The 20,637-nt window shown below is 74.3% G+C and carries 23 protein-coding genes; 7 read left to right on the forward strand and 16 right to left on the reverse strand.

What is annotated here, in order from left to right; translation table 11 throughout:
- Window positions 1-8: 8 nt before the first annotated feature.
- A complete protein-coding gene (locus AB0C22_RS06660; RefSeq protein ID WP_219460952.1) occupies window positions 9-1,310 on the reverse strand; it encodes an NAD(P)/FAD-dependent oxidoreductase in 1,302 nt (433 codons plus the stop codon).
- Window positions 1,311-1,601: 291 nt separating this feature from the next.
- Here AB0C22_RS06660 and AB0C22_RS06665 point away from each other — a divergent pair, with 291 nt between their 5' ends.
- Window positions 1,602-2,687, forward strand: a complete 1,086-nt coding sequence (locus tag AB0C22_RS06665; protein ID WP_208566359.1) for a hypothetical protein — start codon at window positions 1,602-1,604, stop codon at window positions 2,685-2,687.
- Window positions 2,688-2,913: 226 nt separating this feature from the next.
- A complete protein-coding gene (locus AB0C22_RS06670; RefSeq protein ID WP_219460949.1) occupies window positions 2,914-3,945 on the forward strand; it encodes a LacI family DNA-binding transcriptional regulator in 1,032 nt (343 codons plus the stop codon).
- A gap of 113 nt (window positions 3,946-4,058) precedes the next feature.
- Here the strand turns inward: AB0C22_RS06670 and AB0C22_RS06675 are convergent, their stop codons facing one another.
- The 5 genes from AB0C22_RS06675 to AB0C22_RS06695 form a co-directional block, all read right to left on the reverse strand.
- Window positions 4,059-4,352 carry a DUF6510 family protein gene (locus tag AB0C22_RS06675; RefSeq protein WP_357533870.1) on the reverse strand — a complete coding sequence of 98 codons (294 nt, stop codon included), beginning with the start codon at window positions 4,350-4,352 and terminating at the stop codon, window positions 4,059-4,061.
- Window positions 4,353-4,368: 16 nt separating this feature from the next.
- A complete protein-coding gene (locus AB0C22_RS06680; RefSeq protein ID WP_219469924.1) occupies window positions 4,369-5,103 on the reverse strand; it encodes a ferredoxin reductase in 735 nt (244 codons plus the stop codon).
- A gap of 28 nt (window positions 5,104-5,131) precedes the next feature.
- On the reverse strand, window positions 5,132-5,731 hold the full coding sequence (locus AB0C22_RS06685) for a sulfite oxidase-like oxidoreductase (RefSeq protein ID WP_307799081.1): 600 nt from the start codon (window positions 5,729-5,731) through the stop codon (window positions 5,132-5,134).
- Window positions 5,732-5,832: 101 nt separating this feature from the next.
- Complete coding sequence (locus AB0C22_RS06690; protein ID WP_219460943.1) at window positions 5,833-6,852, reverse strand: TerC family protein; 1,020 nt, start codon at window positions 6,850-6,852, stop codon at window positions 5,833-5,835.
- Between the two features lie 289 nt (window positions 6,853-7,141).
- Window positions 7,142-7,555, reverse strand: coding sequence for a DUF2267 domain-containing protein (locus AB0C22_RS06695; protein ID WP_219460939.1), 414 nt, complete (start codon window positions 7,553-7,555; stop codon window positions 7,142-7,144).
- Window positions 7,556-7,776: 221 nt separating this feature from the next.
- Here AB0C22_RS06695 and AB0C22_RS06700 point away from each other — a divergent pair, with 221 nt between their 5' ends.
- On the forward strand, window positions 7,777-8,049 hold the full coding sequence (locus tag AB0C22_RS06700; protein ID WP_219460935.1) for a DUF2795 domain-containing protein: 273 nt from the start codon (window positions 7,777-7,779) through the stop codon (window positions 8,047-8,049).
- A gap of 255 nt (window positions 8,050-8,304) precedes the next feature.
- Here AB0C22_RS06700 and AB0C22_RS06705 read toward each other — a convergent pair whose 3' ends face one another.
- The 3 genes from AB0C22_RS06705 to AB0C22_RS06715 form a co-directional block, all read right to left on the reverse strand.
- Window positions 8,305-9,279: a pirin family protein gene (locus AB0C22_RS06705; RefSeq protein WP_219460930.1), complete on the reverse strand. Its 975-nt coding sequence runs from the start codon at window positions 9,277-9,279 to the stop codon at window positions 8,305-8,307.
- A gap of 48 nt (window positions 9,280-9,327) precedes the next feature.
- A complete protein-coding gene (locus AB0C22_RS06710) occupies window positions 9,328-10,251 on the reverse strand; it encodes a hypothetical protein (protein ID WP_357533874.1) in 924 nt (307 codons plus the stop codon).
- Between the two features lie 105 nt (window positions 10,252-10,356).
- Window positions 10,357-11,151 (reverse strand): DedA family protein, encoded by a 795-nt coding sequence (locus AB0C22_RS06715; RefSeq protein WP_357533876.1) that lies wholly within the window; start codon window positions 11,149-11,151, stop codon window positions 10,357-10,359.
- A 72-nt stretch (window positions 11,152-11,223) separates the two neighbouring features.
- Here AB0C22_RS06715 and AB0C22_RS06720 point away from each other — a divergent pair, with 72 nt between their 5' ends.
- Window positions 11,224-12,042, forward strand: coding sequence for an MOSC domain-containing protein (locus AB0C22_RS06720; protein ID WP_357533878.1), 819 nt, complete (start codon window positions 11,224-11,226; stop codon window positions 12,040-12,042).
- 104 nt (window positions 12,043-12,146) lie between these two features.
- Here the strand turns inward: AB0C22_RS06720 and AB0C22_RS06725 are convergent, their stop codons facing one another.
- The 3 genes from AB0C22_RS06725 to AB0C22_RS06735 all read right to left on the reverse strand — a co-directional run bounded on the left by AB0C22_RS06725 (window position 12,147) and on the right by AB0C22_RS06735 (window position 14,361).
- The gene (locus tag AB0C22_RS06725) at window positions 12,147-13,001 is read right to left on the reverse strand and encodes an SAM-dependent methyltransferase (RefSeq protein ID WP_208566368.1); all 855 of its coding nucleotides are present in this window, start codon (window positions 12,999-13,001) and stop codon (window positions 12,147-12,149) included.
- Between the two features lie 94 nt (window positions 13,002-13,095).
- Window positions 13,096-13,983: a helix-turn-helix transcriptional regulator gene (locus AB0C22_RS06730; protein ID WP_357533880.1), complete on the reverse strand. Its 888-nt coding sequence runs from the start codon at window positions 13,981-13,983 to the stop codon at window positions 13,096-13,098.
- Window positions 13,984-14,121: 138 nt separating this feature from the next.
- Window positions 14,122-14,361, reverse strand: coding sequence for a DUF397 domain-containing protein (locus AB0C22_RS06735; protein WP_208566370.1), 240 nt, complete (start codon window positions 14,359-14,361; stop codon window positions 14,122-14,124).
- A gap of 267 nt (window positions 14,362-14,628) precedes the next feature.
- On the opposite strand from AB0C22_RS06735, the gene AB0C22_RS06740 reads away from it, so the two are divergent.
- Complete coding sequence (locus tag AB0C22_RS06740) at window positions 14,629-15,279, forward strand: GGDEF domain-containing protein (protein ID WP_208566371.1); 651 nt, start codon at window positions 14,629-14,631, stop codon at window positions 15,277-15,279.
- Window positions 15,280-15,328: 49 nt separating this feature from the next.
- On the opposite strand, the gene AB0C22_RS06745 is transcribed toward AB0C22_RS06740, so the two are convergent.
- From AB0C22_RS06745 to AB0C22_RS06760, 4 genes are all read right to left on the reverse strand, one after another.
- Window positions 15,329-15,823: a type II toxin-antitoxin system PemK/MazF family toxin gene (locus AB0C22_RS06745; protein ID WP_208566372.1), complete on the reverse strand. Its 495-nt coding sequence runs from the start codon at window positions 15,821-15,823 to the stop codon at window positions 15,329-15,331.
- Window positions 15,824-15,853: 30 nt separating this feature from the next.
- Window positions 15,854-17,161: an RNA polymerase sigma factor gene (locus AB0C22_RS06750; RefSeq protein WP_308290691.1), complete on the reverse strand. Its 1,308-nt coding sequence runs from the start codon at window positions 17,159-17,161 to the stop codon at window positions 15,854-15,856.
- The gene (locus AB0C22_RS06755) at window positions 17,134-17,553 is read right to left on the reverse strand and encodes a YciI family protein (RefSeq protein WP_219460922.1); all 420 of its coding nucleotides are present in this window, start codon (window positions 17,551-17,553) and stop codon (window positions 17,134-17,136) included. The genes AB0C22_RS06750 and AB0C22_RS06755 overlap by 28 nt, the downstream gene beginning before the upstream one ends.
- Window positions 17,554-17,651: 98 nt before the next feature.
- Window positions 17,652-18,539, reverse strand: a complete 888-nt coding sequence (locus AB0C22_RS06760; RefSeq protein ID WP_219460919.1) for a class I SAM-dependent methyltransferase — start codon at window positions 18,537-18,539, stop codon at window positions 17,652-17,654.
- Window positions 18,540-18,593: 54 nt separating this feature from the next.
- On the opposite strand from AB0C22_RS06760, the gene AB0C22_RS06765 reads away from it, so the two are divergent.
- Both AB0C22_RS06765 and AB0C22_RS06770 read left to right on the forward strand, forming a co-directional pair.
- Window positions 18,594-19,109 (forward strand): NUDIX domain-containing protein, encoded by a 516-nt coding sequence (locus AB0C22_RS06765; protein WP_208566375.1) that lies wholly within the window; start codon window positions 18,594-18,596, stop codon window positions 19,107-19,109.
- Between the two features lie 40 nt (window positions 19,110-19,149).
- Entirely contained in the window at window positions 19,150-20,523 is a 1,374-nt protein-coding gene (locus AB0C22_RS06770) for a hypothetical protein (RefSeq protein ID WP_357533883.1), read from the forward strand.
- The last annotated feature ends 114 nt before the right edge of the window (window positions 20,524-20,637 follow it).

Below are 20,637 nucleotides of genomic sequence, written 5' to 3' on the forward strand. Positions count from 1 at the left end.
AGCTTCGGTCAGCGGGTGCGCGCCGACACCTCGGGCGAGGAACTCTCCAACGGCACGGCGTTGGCCGGGACCAGGCCGAGCTGCGTCGCCGGGCGGGTCAGCGCCGCGTCGAGCACCCAGTCGGCGCTCACCCGCGCCCGGTTGCCGGGCATCGCCAGCAGGTGGTAGCCCCGGGTGACCGCCTTGGCGGGCAACCCGGACAGCGACAGTTTCAGCGGGTTGGCCGCCGCGTCCTTCCCACCGAGGTCGACCACCCAACCCAGGTCGTGGTGCTTGTACGGGTGACGCCGGCCCTGGCCGTAGGAGGCGGCGATGTTGCGCGCCACGAGCTTCCCCTGCCGCTGCGCGTGCTGGGCGGTCATCGTGCAGACCTGGCCGGGGCGGGTCAGGTCCGGCACGGCGGCGGCGTCGCCGCAGGCGTACACCTCGGGGAAACCGGGGACGTTGAGGTACTCGTCGACCACCAACCGGCCCTTCTCGGTCCGCAGCCCCAACTCGGCCACGAACGGGTCGGGACGGACCCCGACGCACCAGGCCAGCGTGCAGGTCGGGACGTACTCGCCGTCGGTGAGGCGTACCCCGTCGGCGGTGGCCTCGGCGACCGAGGTGCCCATCCTGACGTCGACACCCCGACGACGCAGCACCCGGTCGGCGGTGCGCGACATCCGCTCGTCCAGCTCCGGCAGGACCCGGGGGGCGACGTCCAGCAGCATCCACCGGGGCCGGACCGTCAACCGGGGGCGCTGCGCGTGCAACGCGTCGGTGAAGAGCTGCCCGTGCGCGGCGACCTCGGTGCCGGTGTAACCCGCCCCCACCACCACGAAGGTGGCGCGGGCCTGCTGCTCGGCCGGGTCCTGCGCCTGCTCGGCCAGCTCGATCTGGCGGACCACGTGGTCGTGCAGGTAGACCGCCTCGGGCAGGCCCCGGAAGCCGTGGGCGTACTCGGTCACCCCGGGGATGGGCAGCAGCTTGTTGACGCTGCCGACGCAGAGCACCAGCCGGTCGTAGGCCAGTTGGCCCCGCTCCCCCTCCGGGTTGGTGAAACCCACCCAGCGGTTGGCCAGGTCGACCCGGTCGGCCTCGCCGACGACGACCCGCACCCCGGGCAGGGTGCCGGTCAACGGGACCGAGATCCGGGTCGGCTCGACCACCCCGGCGGCCACCTCGGGCAGCAGCGGCAGATAGAGGAAGTAGTCGGTCGAGTTCAGCAGCACGATCTCGGCCCGCCCACCGGCCAACCGCCGCAACGTCTTCGCCGCGTGGTAACCGGCGAAACCGGCGCCCACGATCACCACACGAGGTTTCGTCATGCCCGCTCCCTTCCCGGCGGTCAGCACGACAAACGTGTCGGATCGCCCCGGCACCGTCGCACCGGAGCGGGGCGGAGCGCGCCGGAGCGGAGCGGGGCGGCCGGTGACCCGGAGTCACCGTTCCCGCCGCCGCGCGAGGACGCGTGCGGTGCACGAGGGCGTTCCGGCCCGCCTGATACATCAGTGACGGGCTCCCGACTGTAGTCACACCGCGTAGACGACACCGTTGCTTTCGACGCGCCTTCCGCTCACGCTGAGTTCCTGTTCGACCACCACCAATCGGAGGGACAGATGAGAGTTCGCCGTGTCGTCGCCGTCGCACTGGCCGCCCTGCTGGCGGCCGTGGGGCTCGCGCCGACCGCACCCGCCGCGGCGGCCACCGCGGACCGTTGGGGTTTCGCCTACGTCGACAACCCCACCGTCACCAGCTGGACCGTGCTGGACACCACCCGGCAGTGGGGCACCTGGAAGACCGCCTTCCCGGCCGCCTGGGCCACCGGCATCAAGCTCGCCCCGGGCCGGTTCCAGGTACGCTTCCCGCAGATCGGCGCCGGTGCGCGCGGGGTGCCGCACGTGACCCCGGTGGACCGGGCCGGGCACTACTGCACCGTGGTGCGCTGGTTCCAGTCGGGCACCGACGAGATCGTCGACGTGCAGTGCTTCGCCCCCGGCGGCACCCGCGACGACAGCCGGTTCACCGTGCTGTGGACCGCCAGCTCCGGGGTGCTGCCGGCCGGCACCGCACACGCCTACGTCCAGGGCGGGGTCAGCGGCCTGGTCCAGTCGTACGTGTCCACCGGGGCCCCCGCCGCGCTGGCCCCGCTGGGGGTCGGGCAGTGGTCGGTGCGGCTGCCCGGGGTCGGGCTGGCCGGGGTGCTGGCCGGCAACGTGCAGGCCACCGCGATCCAGCCGAACGCCGGTCCGCGCCGGTGCACCGTGGCCCGGTGGGGCGCCTCCGGCACGGACGTGCTGGTCTACGTGTTCTGCTTCGACCAGGCCGGTGCGCCGGTGAACACCGACTTCACCCTCTCCTACCACCGGGGGCGGTCGGTGATCGGGTCGCTGGCCCCGCCGAAGTTCTTCGGTCACCTGGCCAGCGCGGCGGGCGGCCCCACCAACGACAACTCCCAGCTCGGGGTGGGCGTCAACACCATCGCACCGCTCGCACCGGCCGGCCGCTACCTGGTCACCTTCAAGCAGCTCGGCCAGAAGGAGACGCACGCCCAGGTCACCGCGCAGGGCACCGGGCCCAACTACTGCAACCTGACCCAGCCGTGGTCGTACGCGGTGGACGCCCCGGTGGACGTGATCTGCTTCGACAACACCGGCACGCCCGCCCCGTACCAGGTGCTGGTCGCCTTCACCTCCCGGATCTGAGCCGGACGTCGATGCCCGCCGGTGCACCGCACGGGCGGGCATCGGCCCGGGCGACGCCGCCGTACCGCCAGCACCCGCCCGGCCCGGCACGTGCCGGGGGCCGTCGCCGCCCCGCCCAACCCGTGGACCGGGTGCCGAACGTCGTCTCCGCTTCCCGGCCGGTTCGGCTAGCGTTGTCGGACCGTCGCCCCGGCGGCCGAGCCACGAGCAGCACGAAGGTGAGCCGATGGGACCGAAGGCGAGCATCCGGGACGTCGCCGCCGCGGCGGGCGTCTCGGTGACCACCGTGTCCCACGTGTTGAACAACAAGTCCGGCACCCGGGTCAGCGCACAGACCCGGGAACGGGTCGAGGCGGTGGCCCGGCAACTCGGTTACGCGGCGAACGGGCTGGCCCGGGGGCTACGGCTGCAACGGTCGTACGCGCTGGGGCTGCTCGGCGACGTCATCGCCGCCACCGGGCAGGCCGGGCGGCTCATCCTCGGCGCGCAGGAGACCGCATCGGCGCGCGGGTGGGTGCTGCTGCTCACCACCGGACGCGACCTCGAGGCCGAACGGCGGGAGATCCGGGCGCTGTCGCGGCACCGGGTCGACGGTGTGCTCTACGCGACCACGGACCACCGGGTGGTGCGGGTCCCCGACGAGCTGCGCCCGATGCCGGTGGTGCTGCTCAACGCCCGCAGCGACGACGCCACGCTCCCCTCGGTGGTGCCCGACGAGCGCGGTGGCGCCGCCGCGGCGGTGCGGGAACTGCTCGCCCACGGGCACCGCCGGATCGGTTTCGTCACCACCGTCGACGACGTTCCCGCCGCGCGGGGCCGGCTGCTCGGCTACCGCGAGGCGCTGTGGACCGCCGGGGTCCCGTACCGGCCGGAGCTGGTACGTGCCGACGTCGGCGACCCCGCCGGCGGGCACCGGGCCGCCCGCGTCCTGCTCGACGCGGCCGACCGGCCGACGGCGCTGTTCTGTTTCACCGACCGGATGGCGATGGGCGTCTACCGGGCCGCCGCCGAACTCGGCCTGCGGGTGCCGCAGGAGCTGTCGGTGGTCGGCTCCGACAACCAGGAGGTCATCGCGGACGGGTTGTTCCCCGCGCTGACCACCGTGGCGTTGCCGCATCACGGGATGGGCGCGTGGGCGGTCGAGACGATGGTGGAGCTGCTCGACCGGCCGAAGGGGGCCCGCCGCCGGGTGGCCCGGCACGTCGCCATGCCCTGCCCGCTGGTCCGCCGGGCGTCGGTCGCCGCCGCACCGCACTGACCGGCGGAACCCGCAGGTGCCGACCGCGGGCCCGGACCACACGGGTCCGGGCCGTCCGGCCGCGAGCCCGGTCGCACCCCGCGACGGCGGCGGGGACGAAGGCAGGTGGCGGGTCAGAGTGGTCGGGGGAACGGTTCGGCGGTCGGCATCGGCACCTGGAGGTAGGTGGCGCCACGCAGGTCCAGCCAGGCCCGGTCGGGGGCCCGGACCAGCCGCAGCATCACCTCGGCGCAGGAGGGACAACGACCCACCAGCCCCGGGGCGTGGGCCCAGACGCGCAGTCCGGCCATCGGGCCGACCATGCCACAGGACGCGCACCGCCCGGTCGCCGTGCTCAGGTCCACCGCGAGCAGCTCGCGCAACGGCCCGTCGAGCATGTTGCCGTCCAGGTAGGACATCTCGGTCATCGGTTCTCCTCGCCGGTCAGCCGGTCGGCCCGAACCGTTCGGTCCGGACCCGCCGGGTCGGGTGGCCCAGCCCCACCAACAGGTCCGCGACGGTCTCCACGAAACCGGTCGGACCGCAGACGTAACAGAGCGGTTCCAGGTCCGCCGGCCAGCCGTGGGTGTTCACGTCGGCCAGACCGATCCGGTGCGGCTCGCCCCGCCACCCGTCGGGGGCCTCGCGGGTGTAGACGTAGCTGACGTCCAGGCCGAAGTCGTCGCGGGCGCGGGTACGTAGTTCGTCGGCGTAGATGACGTCCGCCGGGGTGCGTACCGAGTAGATCAGCCGGAACGGCGCCCGGCTGCCGGCGGCCCGGCGGGCCCGCACCATCGCCATCAGTGGCACCACCCCGGAACCCCCGGCGACCAGCAGGACCGGCGCGGTCTGCTCGGACCGCCAGACGAACCAGCCGCCGACCGGGCCACGCACCTCCACCGGGTCCCCCTCGGCCCAGGCGTCGGTCAGGTACGGCGACACCTCGCCGTCGGGCACCCGCTGCACGGTCAACGCGATCCGGTCGCCGTCGGGCGGGCCGGCCAACGAATAGGAACGGGCCGCCTGGTAGCCGTCGGGGGCGGTGAGCCGGACGTCGACGTGCTGCCCCGGCAGGTGTCCCGGCCAGCCGGGCACCGACAGGACGAGGGTCTGCGCGGTGGGCGTCTCGATCCGGCGCTGCGCCAGCCGGGCCACCCGCCAGCCCAGCGGGGCGGCCACCCGGCCACCCGGGGCGGCTGTGGTCACCTCAGTCACCCTGGTAGCGCTGCTCACGCCACGGGTCGCCGTAGTCGTGGTAGCCGGCCGTCTCCCAGAAACCGGGCTCGTCCTCCACGGTCAGCCGCAGGCCCCGCACCCACTTGGCCGACTTCCAGAAGTAGAGGTGCGGCACCAGCAGCCGGGCCGGGCCACCATGCTCGGCGGGCAGCGGTTCGCCGTCGTACCCGTGCACCACCCAGGCCTGACCGTCACGCAGGTCGTCCAGCGGCAGGTTGGTGGTGTATCCGCCGTACGAGTGGGCCTGGGCGTAGTCGGCGGCGGTGTCCACGCCGTCGAGCAGCACGTCCAGCGAGACGCCCTGCCAGCTGGTGCCGAACTTGGACCACCGGGTGACGCAGTGGATGTCCACCGTGGGGGTCTCCTGCGGCAGGGCCATCAGCTCCGCCCAGGACCAGCGGAACTCGTCGCCGGTCTCGGTGGCGAGGACGAACTCCCAACGGTCCAGCGGGACCCGGGGGGTCGGCCCGGCGGACAGCACCGGGAAGTCCTCGGTCAGGTACTGCCCCGGCGGCAGGGCCGGATCGGTCGTACGGCGTCGGCCCTGGAAGCCCGGTGACACGATTCCCACCCGTCAGTCGTACCACCCGGCGGGTGTGCGCGGGAGGGTTCCCGCCGACCGGCACGCCTTCGGCGGCGACCCGGTCGCGGGTCGCCGCCGGGCGCGTACCGTCAGTGCTTGTCGGTGACGACCTCGACCTCGCCGGGCTCCCGGTCGCGGGTGGCCCGCAGGCTGGTCAGGGTGACCACGGCCAGGACGCCGATGATGACGCCGAGCGAGGCCAGGGTCGGGATCTCCGGCACGCCCGACCAGATCCCGTGGGCCCAGTGCAGGCCGAGCTTGACGCCGATGAAGGCCAGGATGATGGCCAGACCGTAGCTGAGGTGCACCAGGCGGCTCAGCGCGGCATGCAGGACGAAGTAGAGCGCCCGCAACCCGAGCAGCGCGAACGCGTTGGTGGCGAAGACCAGGTAGGGGTCCTCGGTGATGCCGTAGACGGCGGGCACCGAGTCGACCGCGAAGACGATGTCGGTGGCGAGCACCGCGACCACCACCAGGGCGAACGGGGTGAGGGCCCGGCGACCCTGCTGCCGGATCGTCATCCGGGTGCCGTGGTACTCCTCGACGACCGGCATGAACCGGCGCAGCAGCCGCACCGACCGCATCTTGTTGATGTCGACTTCCTGCTCGTGCCCGGACAGGGCGTCGCGCAGCAGCTTGACCGCGGTAGCGATCAGGATGATGGCGAAGAGCAGGAAGGCGAAGTCGAGGGTCTGCAACGCCGCCGCGCCGAGGGCGATGAAGATCGCGCGCAGCACCAGCGCCCCGGCGATGCCGTAGAGCAGCACCCGTTGGGCGAGCACCGCGGGCACCGCGAAGGCGGCCAGCAGCAGCATGAACACGAAGAGGTTGTCGACCGACAGGGACTTCTCGACCAGGTAGCCGGTCAGGTACTCGACGCCCTGCTGGGAGCCGAAGCGGTACCAGACCCAACCGCCGAAGGCCAACGGCAACGCGATGTAGAAGGCCGACCAGCCCAGCGCCTCCCGGATCGACACCTCGTGCGGGCGTCGGGTGACCAGGAAGTCGAGGACCAGCAGGGCGAGCACGCCGACGATGGTCACCGCCCACAGGGTGGGCGTGCCGACCGACGACAACCCACCGGCAGCAAAGTACGACAGATCGGTCATGGAGCCTCCTCGAACACCGTGCCATGTTCGAGGTCTCCTTCACCCACGTTCGCCGTGGGCAACCACCCGAGGCGCACCCGGGGCGCGCCGTACTGACCGGAATGGTTCGTGGGAAGTACTCCCCTCGTGCGGTCCAGGTTAGGCCAGGTCCGAGCAACTCGCCAAGTCAGGGCGCACCACCGTCACGGCGTCGTTGCCCTGGTCAACGGCTGTGTGCCCGGGGCGGCGGTCGGCCCGACGCCCCCGCCGGAGCCCGACCACCCGGTGGCACCGGGGTCGACCGGTGGGGTCAGGCCCGGCGCAGGGCGGCCACCCCGGGGGTGAGCGCCGGTTCCACCAGTTCCCGGTAGTCGCGGGGGAACCGGGTCACCAGATCGTCGAACTCACCACCGCTGACCGCCTCGCGGACCGTGACGAAGACCGCCCGCACCACGTCCCGGGCGGCCGATTCGTCCAGGTCGGCCCGCTGCGCCACCCGGGCGACGAACTCGGCCGCACCGAACCGCTCGGCCGCCTCGGTGCTCGGGCTGGGCCGCAGTGCCAGCCGCAGCGGCGCGGGCAACTGGGTGGCGAGGTCGAGCACCTCCCCACCGGTCAACCGCTCGGCGAGGGTGGCCAGGGTCGCGTGGACCAGCACCACGGCCCGCTCCGGGTCGGTGCGGACCCGACGGGCCACCTGGTCGACGAAGGTGTCGTAGTTCATGCGGGGCTCCCTTCGACATGAGGCCGGTCGGTTACCCGCCACGGCGACCCGGAAACGACCCGGTTCCCCGCCCTCGCCCGGGTCCGGTTCCGACGCCGGATCCCGCTGCGGGCCGTACCACCGGCAACGAGCCACTTTTCCGCTTCGGGGCGCGTGACCGGCCGGCGGACGGGTAACCGCCGCCGATCGTGACCGGCACGAGGCGGCGAGGAGGCTCACCGGTGGCCAGTCGAACCGAGGTCCTGCGGTACCTGTCCCGGCTGGACTGCCCGGCGACGCGCGACGCCGTGGTGCGCCAGGCCGAGCGGGAGGGCGCACCACCGGAGGTGGTACGGGCGTTGCGCGCGCTACCGCCGGTGGACTACGCCGACACCGCCGAGGTGGCCCGCTGCGCCGCGCTCGACCCGGCGCCGGAGGGCGACCCGGCCCGACGCGCGGAACAGGGCGACCGCAGGCGTCACCTGCGGGTCGCACAACACCTGCGGAGCATCTGAGCCGCCGGCGGCGAAGGTGGTCTGCTGCCCGGCCGGCGAGACGGCGGGGCCGGGAGGCGGGAGGGGTCCCCACACAGGCGGGCGCCCCGGGTCACGAACCGTGACCTGGGGCGCACGCGTGCCTGTTCACCGGCCAACCGCCGGGTGGCCACCCGAACCGGGTGGGCATCGCTGCCACGATCATCATATGACACGCCATCACCCGTACGGCTGATTGTTGAAATAGTGTGGGCTAGCACACGGCCGGGCGGCGGGTCAACCGTGCAGGTCCCCCCGCCGGTCCCGGGCCTTCAACCGGACAGTCGGCAGTTCCGGGGCGGGCAGCGGCGGGGCCGCGTCGTCGGCGACCCGCCCGAACCGGTCCCGGCCGGCCATCCAGTCGTCCCGGGCGGCGGCCACCTCCTCGTGCGAACGACCGACGAAGTTCCACCACATGACGAGCGGCTCGTCGAACGGCTCACCGCCGAGCAGCATCAGCCGGCTCCCCGGTTCGGCGGTCAGCTCCAGCCGGTCGCGCCCCCCGCCGAGCAGGAGCAGCGCGCCGGGCTCCAGGGACAGTCCGTCGACCCGGGCCCGGCCGGACATCGCCAGCAGGGCGTACTCGAAGCCGGGTCGCAGGCCCAGCGTGGCCGGAGCCGGCCCGTGTGCCTGGAGCTGCGCACCGACCAGCGGCGTGTGCACCACCGCCGGGGACCGCTCGCCACCCAGCTCACCGACGAGCAGGGTGTGGTCCCAGTCGCCGGTGCGCCAGCGGGGCAGGTCGGCGTGGTGGGCGAAGTCGGCCGCACCGGCCCGCGCCGGATCCGGCAGCGCCACCCACAGCTGCACACCGTGCATCAACGGCGGGTGGGAGGCCGGTGACCGCTCGGAGTGGGCGATGCCGTGCCCGGACGTCATCACGTTGAGCTGACCGGGCCGGATCGGCTGGACGTTGCCGAGGCTGTCGCGGTGCACGATCTCACCGTCGAGCAGCCAGGTCACCGTCTGCAGGCCGGTGTGCGGGTGCGGGGGCACCTCCATGCCGGGCCGCTGCGCAACGTCGTCGGGGCCGAAGTGGTCCACGAAACACCACGCCCCGACCATCCGCCGGGCCCGCTGCGGCAGCAGCCGGCGCACCGTGGTGTAGCGACCCAGGGGCACGTCGTGGCCGGGCAGCAGCACGCTGCCCGGGTCCTCGTCGGCCATGCCGGGTGGTCGGGTCTGCGCCGGCAACGATTCGGTACGGTCCACCGTCCGACTCTATGCCGGCCCGCCCGCCCCGGCGCGGGGCCGGCCGGTTCAGTCCTCGACGACGGTGACCGTGTTGGCCCCGGCGACGAGGTCGAGGTAGAGCCGGTCGGGTGCCCGGTCCCAGTTCGGCGAGCCGACGGTCGCCCCCCGGGCCAGCCCGTCCCGCCGATCGCCGTACCAGACGACGCTGCCGGCGCCGGAGCCCGCCCGGACCCGCACCGGGGGCCCGTCGGGCGCCCGGACCACGAACTGGTTGACACCGCCGGTCATCCGTACCGTGCGGGTGCCGGTCGTCGGGGGTAGCCGCAGGTCGACCCGGGCCGCGCCACCGATCAGCTCCAAACCCGACAGCCGCGCGTCGGAGAGGTCGAGGACGTGGTCGCTGACCCCGCCGATCAGCCGCAACCGCCAGGTCACCCGCGTGTTGAGGACCACGTCGACGACGCCCCGGCCGGGCCGGTCCCGGCGGGTCACCCGCAGCTGCACCCGGTCGCCGGAGACCTCGGGCCGGGGGGTCAGGCCGGCGTCGGCCGGGCTGCTGATCCGGTACAGGTCGGCACCGAGATCGTCGGTGCGCAGCCGGAACGAGGTCACCCCGTCCAGCAGCTCGAAGGTCGCCCGGCGCAGCTCACCCACGGGTGCGGTCGCGGTCCGCCCGGAGGCGGCCTCGGCGGCACCGGCACCACCCGGCTCGGCGGTCGCCGCCACCGGCGGCGCCCCGTCGCGGCCACCGGAGATGACCATCCCCAGCCGGTCCGGGTTGGCCATCGTCACCACCACCGCGAGCGCGCCGAGCGCGACCACCAGCACCGCCGCGGCGGCCAGCAGCCGCGCCCCCCGGGGCCACGGCGACCGGTCCGCCCGGTCGCCGTCGGTCACCTCGACCGGCTCACCCGTCACCTCGATCACCGGCTCGAAGACCGGTTGCTGCTGCCCCGCCGTCGGACGGTGCTCCTGATCCGGCTCCGCCATCGTGCCTCCCCTGTCCCGGTCCCCGCACAGCAGTACGGACGCGCAGCCGCAACGGATCAGTCCGGTCGGCGTACGGTGGCGGACGTCGCCGGGGCCGGGGCCGGATCAGTCGGTGTCGCGTCCCCAGACGCCACCCCGGTAGACGGTACCCCGGTAGGTCGTGTCCCCGCCGGGCTCCGCCGGCCCGGCGGCGGCATCGCCGGGCGGGACGCCGCCGGCCGGGGTGTCGGCGCGGGCGGCGCGGGCCCGGCGGACCCGGTTGACCACGAACCAGCCGGCGGCGGCGACGCAGACCACGATGACGACCTTCTGGAACGACCCGACGTACTCCTCGACGACGTGCCAGTTGTCGCCGAGCAGGAAGCCGGCCATCACGAAGGTGGTGTTCCAGATCAGGCTGCCCAGCGTGGTGTAGAGCAGGAACGTCAGGATCGGCATCCGCTCCACCCCCGCCGGGATGGAGATGAGGCTACGGAAGATCGGGATCATCCGCCCGAAGAACACCGCCTTGACCCCGTGCTTGAGGAACCACGCCTCGGTGCGGTCCACGTCGCTCAGCTTGACCAGCGGCAGCCGGGCCGCGACGGCACGCATCCGGTCGCGCCCCAGCGCCGCGCCGATGCCGTAGAGCACCCACGCGCCGACCACGGACCCGAGGGTGGTCCAGAGGATCGCCGAGACCAGGCTGATCCGCCCCTGGGCGGCGGCAAAGCCGGCCAGCGGCAGGATCACCTCGCTGGGGATCGGCGGAAACAGGTTCTCCAGCGCCACCGCCAACCCCGCGCCGGGGCCGCCGAGCCGCTCCACCAGGCCGGTGACGAAACCCACCGGTCCCTCGGACGACGGCTCGGCGGTGGACACGACCGTACGGGAGTTGAGCGCCAGGGAGCGTGGGATCATCCGACAAAGTTACGAGCCGGTCGACGAATCGACCACGCGGACCGTGCGTACCTGACCGTTTACGCTGGGCCGGTGGGCGGAGTGTTGACTCAGGTGTGGCGGTATCCGGTCAAGTCGATGCTGGGCGAACCGCTACACGGCGCCATGGTGGACGGTCGGGGGCTGGCCGGGGACCGCCGGCTCGCCGTGCTGGACCGCGACACCGGGCGGGTCGGCAGCGCGAAGCGGCCCCGCCGGTGGTCGGCCCTGCTCGGGGTCCGCGCGACCGGTGCCGCCCCCGACCGGGTACGCCTCACCCTCCCCGACGGCACCGGCTACGCCCACCCCGACGACGGCCTGGACACCGCGCTGTCCCGGCTGCTCGGCCGGTCGGTCACGCTGACCGGCACGGTGCCCGCCGACGCCCTGCTGGACCGGGCCGACCCGGACGCGGTGCTGGCCGAGGGAGCCGATGCCGACGTGCCGGTCACCGGGAACCCGTTGGATGGCGTCGCCCCGGCCGGCAGCCTGGTCGACTTCGCACCGCTGCACCTGCTCACCACGGCCAGCCTGGACGCGCTCGACCTGCCCTGGGAGGCGGCTCCGCGCTACCGGCCCAACCTGGTCGTCGCCACCGACGCGACGGGTTTCGTGGAGAACTCCTGGGTGGGTCGGGAGCTGCGCGTCGGTGCGGAGGTGGTGCTGCGGGTGGTCGCGCCGACCCCCCGGTGCGCGGTGCCCACCCTGGCACACGGCGAGCTACCCGGGGATCCGGAGGCGCTGCGGCGGCCGGCCCGACGCAACCGGGTGGTCCCCGTGCCCGACCTGGGGGCGCAGCCCTGCGTCGGGGCGTACGCGGTGGTGGTGCGGGGCGGTCGGGTCACCGCCGGGGACCGGGTCGGGCCGGCCTGACCGTAGGCAGCCCGCCGCGTAGGAGTCCACGCGGGGTGAGCGGAGCGTCGGGTCGCCCGTGCGGGGAGCCCTCCGGCGTCGGCCCGGCCGGTCGACGGGACGGGTCAGGGCTTGCGGCCGAGTGCGCAGTACATACTCACCTCGTCCACCGTGGGGCGGGGCTGTGGTTCGGCCTCGGCCCGCCAGCGGGCGACCGAGACGAAGCCGGGCTCGACCACCTCCAGGCCGTCGAAGAACCTGGCGAAGTCGTCCCGGCTGCGCAGGTTGATCCCGCCCGGTGGGTTGCCCGCCCGGGTCGTCTCCCGGGCGGCCTCGGCGACGTCCGGAGGAAGGTGGTCGTAGGTGGCGTGCGAGGCGGCCAGGTAACTGCCCGGCGGTAGTTCCGCGAGCAACCGGCGGACCACGGCGTACGGGTCCTCGGCCTCCCCCACGAAGTGCAGGATGGCCACCAGCATCAGGGCGACCGGCTGCCCCAGGTCGAGGGTGCGCCGCAGCTCGGGGTGGTGCAGGATCTTCTCGGGTTCACGCAGGTCGGCGTCGATGTAGGCGGTGGCGCCCTCGGGCGAGCTGGTCAGCAGGGCGCGGGCGTGGGCCAGCACGATCGGGTCGTTGTCGACGTAGACCACCCGGGACTGCGGGGCGACGGACTGGGCCACCTCGTGGGTGTTGTTCGCCGTCGGGATGCCGGTGCCGATGTCGAGGAACTGTCGGATGCCCGCCTCACGGGCCAGGTGGGCCACGGCCCGTTGCAGGAAGCGACGGTTCTCCAGGGCGGCGGTGCGGATGGTCGGGAAGGCCGCGGCCATGGCGTCGCCGGAGTCGCGGTCGGCCTGGAAGTTGTCCTTGCCACCGAGCCAGTAGTTGTAGCGGCGGGCCGGATGCGCGACCGAGGTGTCGATCCGGTCGCTGGGATGCTGGGCGGCGCCCGTCGGGGCATCGGTGGTCACCGGGTCCTCCATGACTGCGCGCCACCGGTCGATGGCGTCCGTCCACTGTCTGCGGTTCTGATCATCGTAGAGGCCGCCCCGCCGGGGTGGCGGGCCGGTGCGGTGGTCACTGCGGGTACAGCTCGTCACGCAGTCGGGCGAGGACCTCAGGTGTGCGCTCCGGCGGGGTGGCCTCGACGCAGAGGCGTTCCATCGCCGCCGCGTAGTAGTCCAGGTCTTCCCGCTTGTCGAGGTAGAGCGCACTGGTCAGCTGCTCGATGTAGACGATGTCGGGCAGGTCGTCGTCGCCGAACCGCAGGATCGTGAACGCCCCGCCGGCCGCCGCGTGGCCACCGGCGTCGAACGGGATGACCTGCAACCGGACGTGCGGCGACCGGGTCGCCTCGATCAACGCGGTCAGCTGCCCCCGCATCACCTGCGGGCCGCCGATCGGCCGGCGCAGGGCGGCCTCGTCGATCACCGCCCAGAGCTGCGGCGGGTCGGGGCGGTGCAGCACCTGCTGACGCTGGACACGCAGCTCCACCCGGCGGTCGACCTCCTCGACCGCCGCGCCCCGGTGGCCGAGCAGGACCACCGCGCGGGCGTACTCCGGGGTCTGGAGCAGGCCGGGGACGAACTGCACCTCGTAGCTGCGGATCAACGCGGCGGCGGCCTCCAGGCCCAGGTAGGACTGGAACCAGGTGGGCAGCACGTCGCCGTAGCGGTGCCACCAGCCGGGGCTGTTGGCGTCGCGGGCCAGCTTGAGCAGCGCGTCGCGGTCGGCGGCGGCGGTGACCCCGTAGAGGGTGAGCAGGTCGGCGACGTCCCGCTCCTTGAAGCCGACCCGGCCCAGCTCCATCCGGCTGATCTTCGACTCCGAGGAGCGGATCTCCCAACCGGCACCCTCCCGCGTGACACCGCTGGCCTCCCGCAGCCGGCGCAGCTGCGCGCCGAGCAGCATCCGCAACACCGTGGGGCCGGTGGCCGGTCCCCCCTCGGCGGCAACCATCGTCACGTGCCCGCCCCTCCGCGCATGCCCATCCGTTCACGGTCCCCGGGCCCCCGCCCGACCGACGAGTAAGCATGCCATGGACCGTCCGTGAGATGAACATCCTCCGGACGGACACGGTCCCATGAGCGGGACCACCAGGTGTCAGTCGATCAGATGGTCGAAGTCGCCGTCGCGCGCGCCGAGGACGAATGCCGCTATCTCGTCCACCGTGTAGATCAGGGCCGGCCCCTCGGGGTGGCGCGAGTTGCGCATGGCGATGCCCGCCCCGCCGGGGAGTTCGGCCAACTCGACACAGTTGCCGCTGGGGTTGCTCCGCCGGCTCTTCTCCCACCTCAGGGGGGGCAACTCGGTGGTGGGGACGCCGTTTTGAGGCTGCTGCATGGATGTCTTTCTGTCGGGGTTCGGACCCACTGTCGCAAGGGGATGGTGCGGGTTCGAGGGTGGTGCGACATCAGATCCGGCCGTGCTGCACGTGCATCTGCTATTGCATCTGCACCAGACAGCGAGCATGATAACGCACGTGCGCGGTACTTATCCGTTCACTTTGAGTGACCAGCCCCAGGGCATTCACCTGGGAAAACGGCGACCCTGCGCGGCACGACGGCCGCCGCCGCCCGGGTCGTACGCCGACACTGCGAGGGAGGACCCGTGCCGGATCCGTTGACCGTCGCGTCCGGCGTCTCCGCAGCCGGGGCCCTGGTCTCGGTGTGGCAGCTACGCCGCCGGGCGCTTGCGGCCGAGGCGGAACTGGAGCACCTCCAGGCCGAACTGGCCGCCGAACGGCACGCCGCCAGTCACGACCCGCTCACCGGGCTGCCCAACCGGCGGGCCTTCTACCGGCTGGCCGCCGCGCTGCTCACCGATGCCGGCGGGCAGCCCCTCATCGCGGTCGTCCTCGACCTCAACGACTTCAAGCAGGTCAACGACCGCTACGGGCACGCCGCCGGCGACCAGGTGCTGATCAGCGTCGCCCAACGGCTGGCCGCCTTCGCCGGCGACAACCTGGTCGCGCGGCTCGGCGGCGACGAGTTCGCCGGCCTGCTGGCCAGCCCGTCGGTCGACCGACGCTGGATCGACCACGCCACCCGTCGGCTCTGCGAGGCGCTGGCCGCCCCCATCCCGCTGGGCCCGTGCAGCGTCCGGGTCACCGCCTCGGTCGGGCTAGCCCCCGTCACCGGCCCCACCCAACTCGCCGACGCGCTGTGCCGGGCCGACGCCGCCATGTACCGGGCGAAGGGTGTCACCAGCCGTCAGTCACCCCGGCAACTACTCGACGTGGCCCGCCTCGCCGAGTGCTGAAACCCACCACCGGCCGGGACGGCCCCGGCCGCAGCCACACCGGCAGCGCTCAACGCCAGCCGTAGCCGGCCCGCAACGCCTGTCCGACCCGGTCGAAACGGCCCCGGTCCAGCACCGCGCCCTCCCGGCGGATGCCGTCCTCCCGCATGGTGAGCACCCGGTCCAGGCGAACCCAGCTGGGCCGGGCGTCGCGGTCCCACTCCCCCGGGCCCAACGCCAGCCAGTGCCGCTGACCGTCGCGCTCACTCTGGCTGGAGAGCATCAACCCGAACAGGGTGCGGCTGGACCGGCCGACCACCAGCACCGGACGGTCCTTGCCCTGCTTCGGGTCGTCCTCGTAGGGGACCCAGGTCCAGACGATCTCCCCCGGGTCGGCCTGCCCGTCCGGCTCGGGGGCGTACGACAGCTCCCGCCGTTGCAGGGCGCTGACCTGCCGCCGCCGCGCCACCTGCGCCGGGATCGCAGCCGGGGTGCCCCGCCGCGCGCCGACCACGCCGGTCACCCGGCCGAGCCGGGTCGCCACGTTCCTCAACAGACCTGCCACGGCGGGCAGCCTACCGCCGTCGCGCCCGGGTCACCCGCCGAGGGCGTCGACCTTGCGCAGCAGCACCGCCCGCTCCCGGACGTTGCGGCACAACCGGGCGGCGAACTCCAGCTCCGCCCGGGCCTCGGCGCTGCGGCCGAGCCGGGCGAGCAGCTCGCCCCGCACGCTCGGCAACAGGTGTGACCCGGCCAGTCGCCCCCCGGCGGCCACCTCGTCCACCAGGGACAACGCCTGCTGCGGGCCGTCGGCCATCGCCACGGCCACGGCCCGGTTCAGCTCGACGACCGGCGACGGCGCCACCCGGCCGAGCGCCTCGTAGAGCAGCACCACCCGGGCCCAGTCGGTGCGCTCCACCGAGGGGGCACCGGCGTGGCAGGCGGCGATCGACGCCTGCAGGCCGTACGGGCCGAGGCCTCGCCCCAGCGCCACCACCCGGCCGAGCGCCGCCGTCCCCCGCCGGATCGCCGACCGGTCCCACCGCCGCCGGTCCTGGTCCGCCAGCAGCACCGCCGCACCGTCGGCGTCGACCCGGGCCGGGAACCGGGCGGCGGTCAGCTCGCACAGGGCGAGCAGTCCGTGCACCTCCGGCTCGGCGGGCAGCAACGCGGCGAGCGTCCGGGCCAACCGGATCGCCTCGTACGCCAGGTCGGGGCGGAGCAGCTCGTCGCCGGTCGTCGCCGTCGACCCCTCGGTGAAGATCACATAGAGCACGCCCAGGACCCCGCCGAGGCGTTCCCGCCGCTGCGGCGGCTCGGGCAGGGCGAACGGCACCCGTGCGGCGGCGATCGTCTTCTTCGCCCGGGTGATCCGCGCCTGCACGGTGGGCACCGGCACCAGCAGCGCCCGGGCGATCTCCTCGCTCGACAGGCCACCGACCACCCGTAGCGTCAGCGCCAGCCGGGCCTCGGGGGCCAGCACCGGATGACACGCCACGAACATCAGCGCGAGGACGTCGTCGTCGACCCGGTCCGGGTCCCACGGCAGTTCCCCGTGCCCGGAGGCGGGGTCGGCGAGCTGGCCGGCGAGCACCGCGTACCGGTCGTCCAGCGCCGCCCGGCGGCGGAACGCGTCGACCGCCCGCCGCCGGGCGGCGGTGAGCAGCCAGCCCACCGGGTTCGCCGGCACCCCGTCGCGCGCCCAACCGACCAGCGCCTGCGCCACCGCCTCCTGGGCGACGTCCTCGGCGAGCGCGAAGTCGCCGGTGTAGCGGGCCAGCGCGCCGACGATCCGGGCCGACTCGATGCGCCAGAGCGTCTCGACAGCCCGCCGGGCCGCCTCGGCGCCCGGCGGGTCGTCGGTGGGCACCGTGCTCAGAGCTGGCCGGTCCGCTCGCGCCACGCCCGCTCCCTGACGATGAACTCGTTGTCCTGCGGGAACTCGTCGATGCCGGGGACCCGGCGCACCTCGCACCTGCTGCCGCTGACCGCCGGCATCCGCCGGGCCCACTCGACGGCTTCCTCCTTCGACGCCACGTCGAGCAGGTAGAAGCCGCCGAACAGCTCCTTCGTCTCGCCGTACGGGCCGTCGGTGACGACCGGGGTCTCCCCGCTGTAGTCGACCACCACGCCCTGCGCCGGGTCCTCCAGGCCCTCGGCGGCCACCAGCACGCCCGCGCGGATCAACTCATCGTTGAACCGTCCCATCGTCTCCAGCATCTCCTCGAAGGGGATCTTCATCATCGTCGCCAGGGACTCGTCGGTGTTCCGCATGATCAGCATGTACTTGGCCATCGTCGTCGCTCCTCGTCGTCGGGTCGCCGTTCGACCCGCTCACCCTCAGGTCGAACGGGGACCGGGCCGGATCGACACGACCGTCCGGTCAATTTTCGTCAGGCCGGCCGCCGGGCCAGCACCAGGGTGGTCCGCAGGTCGAGGGTGACGGTGCCGCCGAAGCCGTCGACGGCGGCACCGATCGCCGCGAGGACCCGCTCCCGCTGCCGCGGTGGGCGGCGCAGCTGCGGCGAGAAGGTGCCGACGAGACGCTGGTACTGCGCCGTGGTCAGCGGCACCGCCCGGCGGAACGCGGTCGACCGGACGTCGGTGAACAGTCCACTGCCGGTGATGTCGGCGTGGAACCAGTCCTCCGGCTGGTCGTGGTGCGGCACCGGGTCGACCGACTCGAACGCCGCCCGGATCGCCGCCGACTGGGCCGGGTCGACGTAGTCGTAGCGGTGGGCGAAGACGGCCAGGGTGCCGCCGGGGGTCAGCGCGTCGTGGGCCCGCCGGTTGCGGGTGGCCGGGTCGAGCCAGTGCCAGGCCAACGCGCACGACAACAGGGGCACGCCGGCCGGGGGCGGCGACCACTGCTCGAACCGGGCCACCACCACCTCGACGTCGGGGAACCGGGCGGCCAGCACCGCCGCCATCCGCGCGTCCGGCTCGACACAGGTCACCCGGGTCCGCCCCGGCGCGGCCCGGTCCACGTCGGTCCGGCCGGCGCCGACCGGGCCGGGGCGCGACGGTCCGGTCGATCCCGACCCCACGACGCCCGACCCCACGACGCCCGACCCCACGACGCCCGACGCCGGCCGGGCCGGGCCGGCAGCGGCGGCGAGGTCGCGCAGCAGCGCGGTGGCCAGGCCGGTGCCCGCGCCGACCTCGACCAGCCGGGTGGGTGGTCCGCCGTGATAGGCGAGGATGGTGGCGGCGAGGGCGGCCGGGTAGCCCGGCCGGATCTCGTCGTAGTCGCCCGCCACCTCACCGAAGAGCTCCGCCATGATCGCCATCGTCGCACCGCCGCCGCCCCGACGGTGCCCCGTCGAGGGAGGCCCATGACCGAACTGCCCCGGGACCTGCCGGTCATCGAACGCACCGCCGTCCGGCTGGTGGTCCGCGACCTCGACGGCCTGATCCTGCTGTTCCACACCCGCGACCCGGAACACCCCCGGCTGGGCACCTGGTGGGAGCTGCCCGGCGGGGGCGTCGACCCCGGCGAGACGTACCCCGAGACCGCCCTGCGCGAACTGCGGGAGGAGACCGGGTTCGTCGTCGCCGCCGCGCAGCTCGGCCCGCCCACCTGGCGGCGGCGGGCCAGTTTCATCCACCGCCGGTTGCGCCACGTCCAGGACGAGGTGGTGCTGACGGTACGCCTCGACGCCGCCGCCCCGGACATCGACGGCGCCGACCGGCTCGACTACGAGGTGGAGGACTACTTCGGGTTCCGCTGGTGGCCGCCCGACGAGATCGTCACCAGCACCGCCCGGTTCTATCCGGGCCGGCTGCCCGAGCTGCTCACCGGTTTCCTGGCCGGCGAGCAGATCGACGAACCGTTCGAACTGTGGTCCTGACCGGGGTGCCGCGAGCGCGAACGGTGGGCACAGTGGGGGCATGACGACGATCCCGTACACCCCACTGGCCCGGTACGCCGCCCGGCTGCACGCCGAACTCGGCGACCGGCACCACGTCGCCTCCCCGCTCGGTGCCTGGCTGCTGCTGGCGCTCGCCGCGCCGGCCGCCACCGGCGCGGTCCGGGCCGAGCTGGCCGAGGTGTTGGGCGTCGACGGGGAGGCCGCCGCGGCGACGGCCGCCGCCCTGTTGGACCACCCGCACCCGCTGGTGCCGTCGGCCACCGCGCTCTGGCACCGACCCGGCGCGGACACCGCGAAGCTCGCCGGCTGGACCGACGGACTGCCCCGGGCCACCGCCAGCGGGCCGCTGCCCGACCAGGCGGGCCTGGACGCCTGGGCCCGCGAGCACACCCTGGGGCTGATCGACCGGTTCCCGCTGACCGTCTCCCCCCGGGTGCTGCTGGCGCTGGCCGGCGCCCTCGCCACCCGGATCTCCTGGGCCACCCCGTTCGACCTGGTGCCCGGCGCGATGCTCGGCCCGGGCGCGGCGGACCTGCCCGGCGACGAACGCCGACCGGGCGCGGGACCCCGCCCCGACCAGGCGCACGGGCCGGCCGGGCCGGGGGGCGACGCCGGCCCCGGGCACGGGCCGGCGGGGTCCGCCGACCGGGGTGCCCCGGACAGCGGGTGGGCCGGGCGGCTGGCCCGGGCGCTGCGCAGCCCGGAACACGGGCACCGGGTCTGGATCGCGGCGACCGGACCGGCCGGTGACGTCGCCGTGCACGCCGCTGCGGCGGTGGAACGCGACGGGGCCGGGCTGCTGGTGCTCTCGGTGCTCGCCGACCCGGCGGTCCCCCCGGCCGACGTGCTCGCCGCCGGCTACGCGCTGGCCGGCGCGGCGGTGGACGGGGAACCGGGCCGGCGGTCGCTGTTCGACCTGCCGCTGGGGGTGGGACCGCTCGGGACGCTGCGCGAGGAGCGGGTCCGCACGTCCGCCCGCGACGGTCGGGAGGAACGCCGGCACGCGGTGCTGCCCTGCTGGTCGGCGCGGGACGAACACGACCTGACCGCCCCCGGGCTGGGGTTCACGGCGGTGGGCCGGGCGCTCGGCGGGCTGCTCGGCACCGAGGCGGACGTCGAGGCCCGGCAGGTGGCGGTTGCCCACTACGGCCGGTACGGCTTCGAGGCCGCCGCGGTGACCGGTGCGTTCGCCCTGACCAGCCTCCCACCGGAGGGGGTCCGTCGGACCGCCGAGCTGCGTTTCGGGCACCCGTACGCGGTGCTGGCGGTGGCCACCGACCACCGCGACGGCGGGACCGGGCCGTGGCACGGGGTGCCGGTCTTCTCCGCCTGGGTGGCCGAGCCCCGGGAGCCGTCGGACACCGACCTCGCCGATCCGGCCGAACCCTTCTGACCAGGCCCGGGCCGGCCTGCCCGCCCGTGGAGGGGCGGACGCCGCCCGGCCCCGACCGCGACGAGCGTCCCCGAGGCGGCACCGTCCCCGGGGACCCGTCGCGGCCGGGTGTCC

Source organism: Micromonospora sp. NPDC048894 (genome assembly GCF_040649765.1).
In the GTDB taxonomy this organism is placed as follows: Bacteria; Actinomycetota; Actinomycetes; order Mycobacteriales; family Micromonosporaceae; genus Micromonospora; species Micromonospora antibiotica.

Coding starts and splice junctions, on each gene's coding strand:
- AB0C22_RS06695 (WP_219460939.1), bottom strand. CDS start 7,555: ATGAACTACGACACCTTCGTCGACCAGGTGGCCCGTCGGGTCCGCACC.
- AB0C22_RS06690 (WP_219460943.1), bottom strand. CDS start 6,852: ATGACCGATCTGTCGTACTTTGCTGCCGGTGGGTTGTCGTCGGTCGGC.
- AB0C22_RS06675 (WP_357533870.1), bottom strand. CDS start 4,352: ATGACCGAGATGTCCTACCTGGACGGCAACATGCTCGACGGGCCGTTG.
- AB0C22_RS06765 (WP_208566375.1), top strand. CDS start 18,594: ATGACCGAACTGCCCCGGGACCTGCCGGTCATCGAACGCACCGCCGTC.
- AB0C22_RS06715 (WP_357533876.1), bottom strand. CDS start 11,151: ATGATCCCACGCTCCCTGGCGCTCAACTCCCGTACGGTCGTGTCCACC.
- AB0C22_RS06710 (WP_357533874.1), bottom strand. CDS start 10,251: ATGGCGGAGCCGGATCAGGAGCACCGTCCGACGGCGGGGCAGCAGCAA.
- AB0C22_RS06665 (WP_208566359.1), top strand. CDS start 1,602: ATGAGAGTTCGCCGTGTCGTCGCCGTCGCACTGGCCGCCCTGCTGGCG.
- AB0C22_RS06725 (WP_208566368.1), bottom strand. CDS start 13,001: ATGGAGGACCCGGTGACCACCGATGCCCCGACGGGCGCCGCCCAGCAT.
- AB0C22_RS06770 (WP_357533883.1), top strand. CDS start 19,150: ATGACGACGATCCCGTACACCCCACTGGCCCGGTACGCCGCCCGGCTG.
- AB0C22_RS06735 (WP_208566370.1), bottom strand. CDS start 14,361: ATGCAGCAGCCTCAAAACGGCGTCCCCACCACCGAGTTGCCCCCCCTG.
- AB0C22_RS06755 (WP_219460922.1), bottom strand. CDS start 17,553: ATGGCCAAGTACATGCTGATCATGCGGAACACCGACGAGTCCCTGGCG.
- AB0C22_RS06670 (WP_219460949.1), top strand. CDS start 2,914: ATGGGACCGAAGGCGAGCATCCGGGACGTCGCCGCCGCGGCGGGCGTC.
- AB0C22_RS06760 (WP_219460919.1), bottom strand. CDS start 18,539: ATGGCGGAGCTCTTCGGTGAGGTGGCGGGCGACTACGACGAGATCCGG.
- AB0C22_RS06660 (WP_219460952.1), bottom strand. CDS start 1,310: ATGACGAAACCTCGTGTGGTGATCGTGGGCGCCGGTTTCGCCGGTTAC.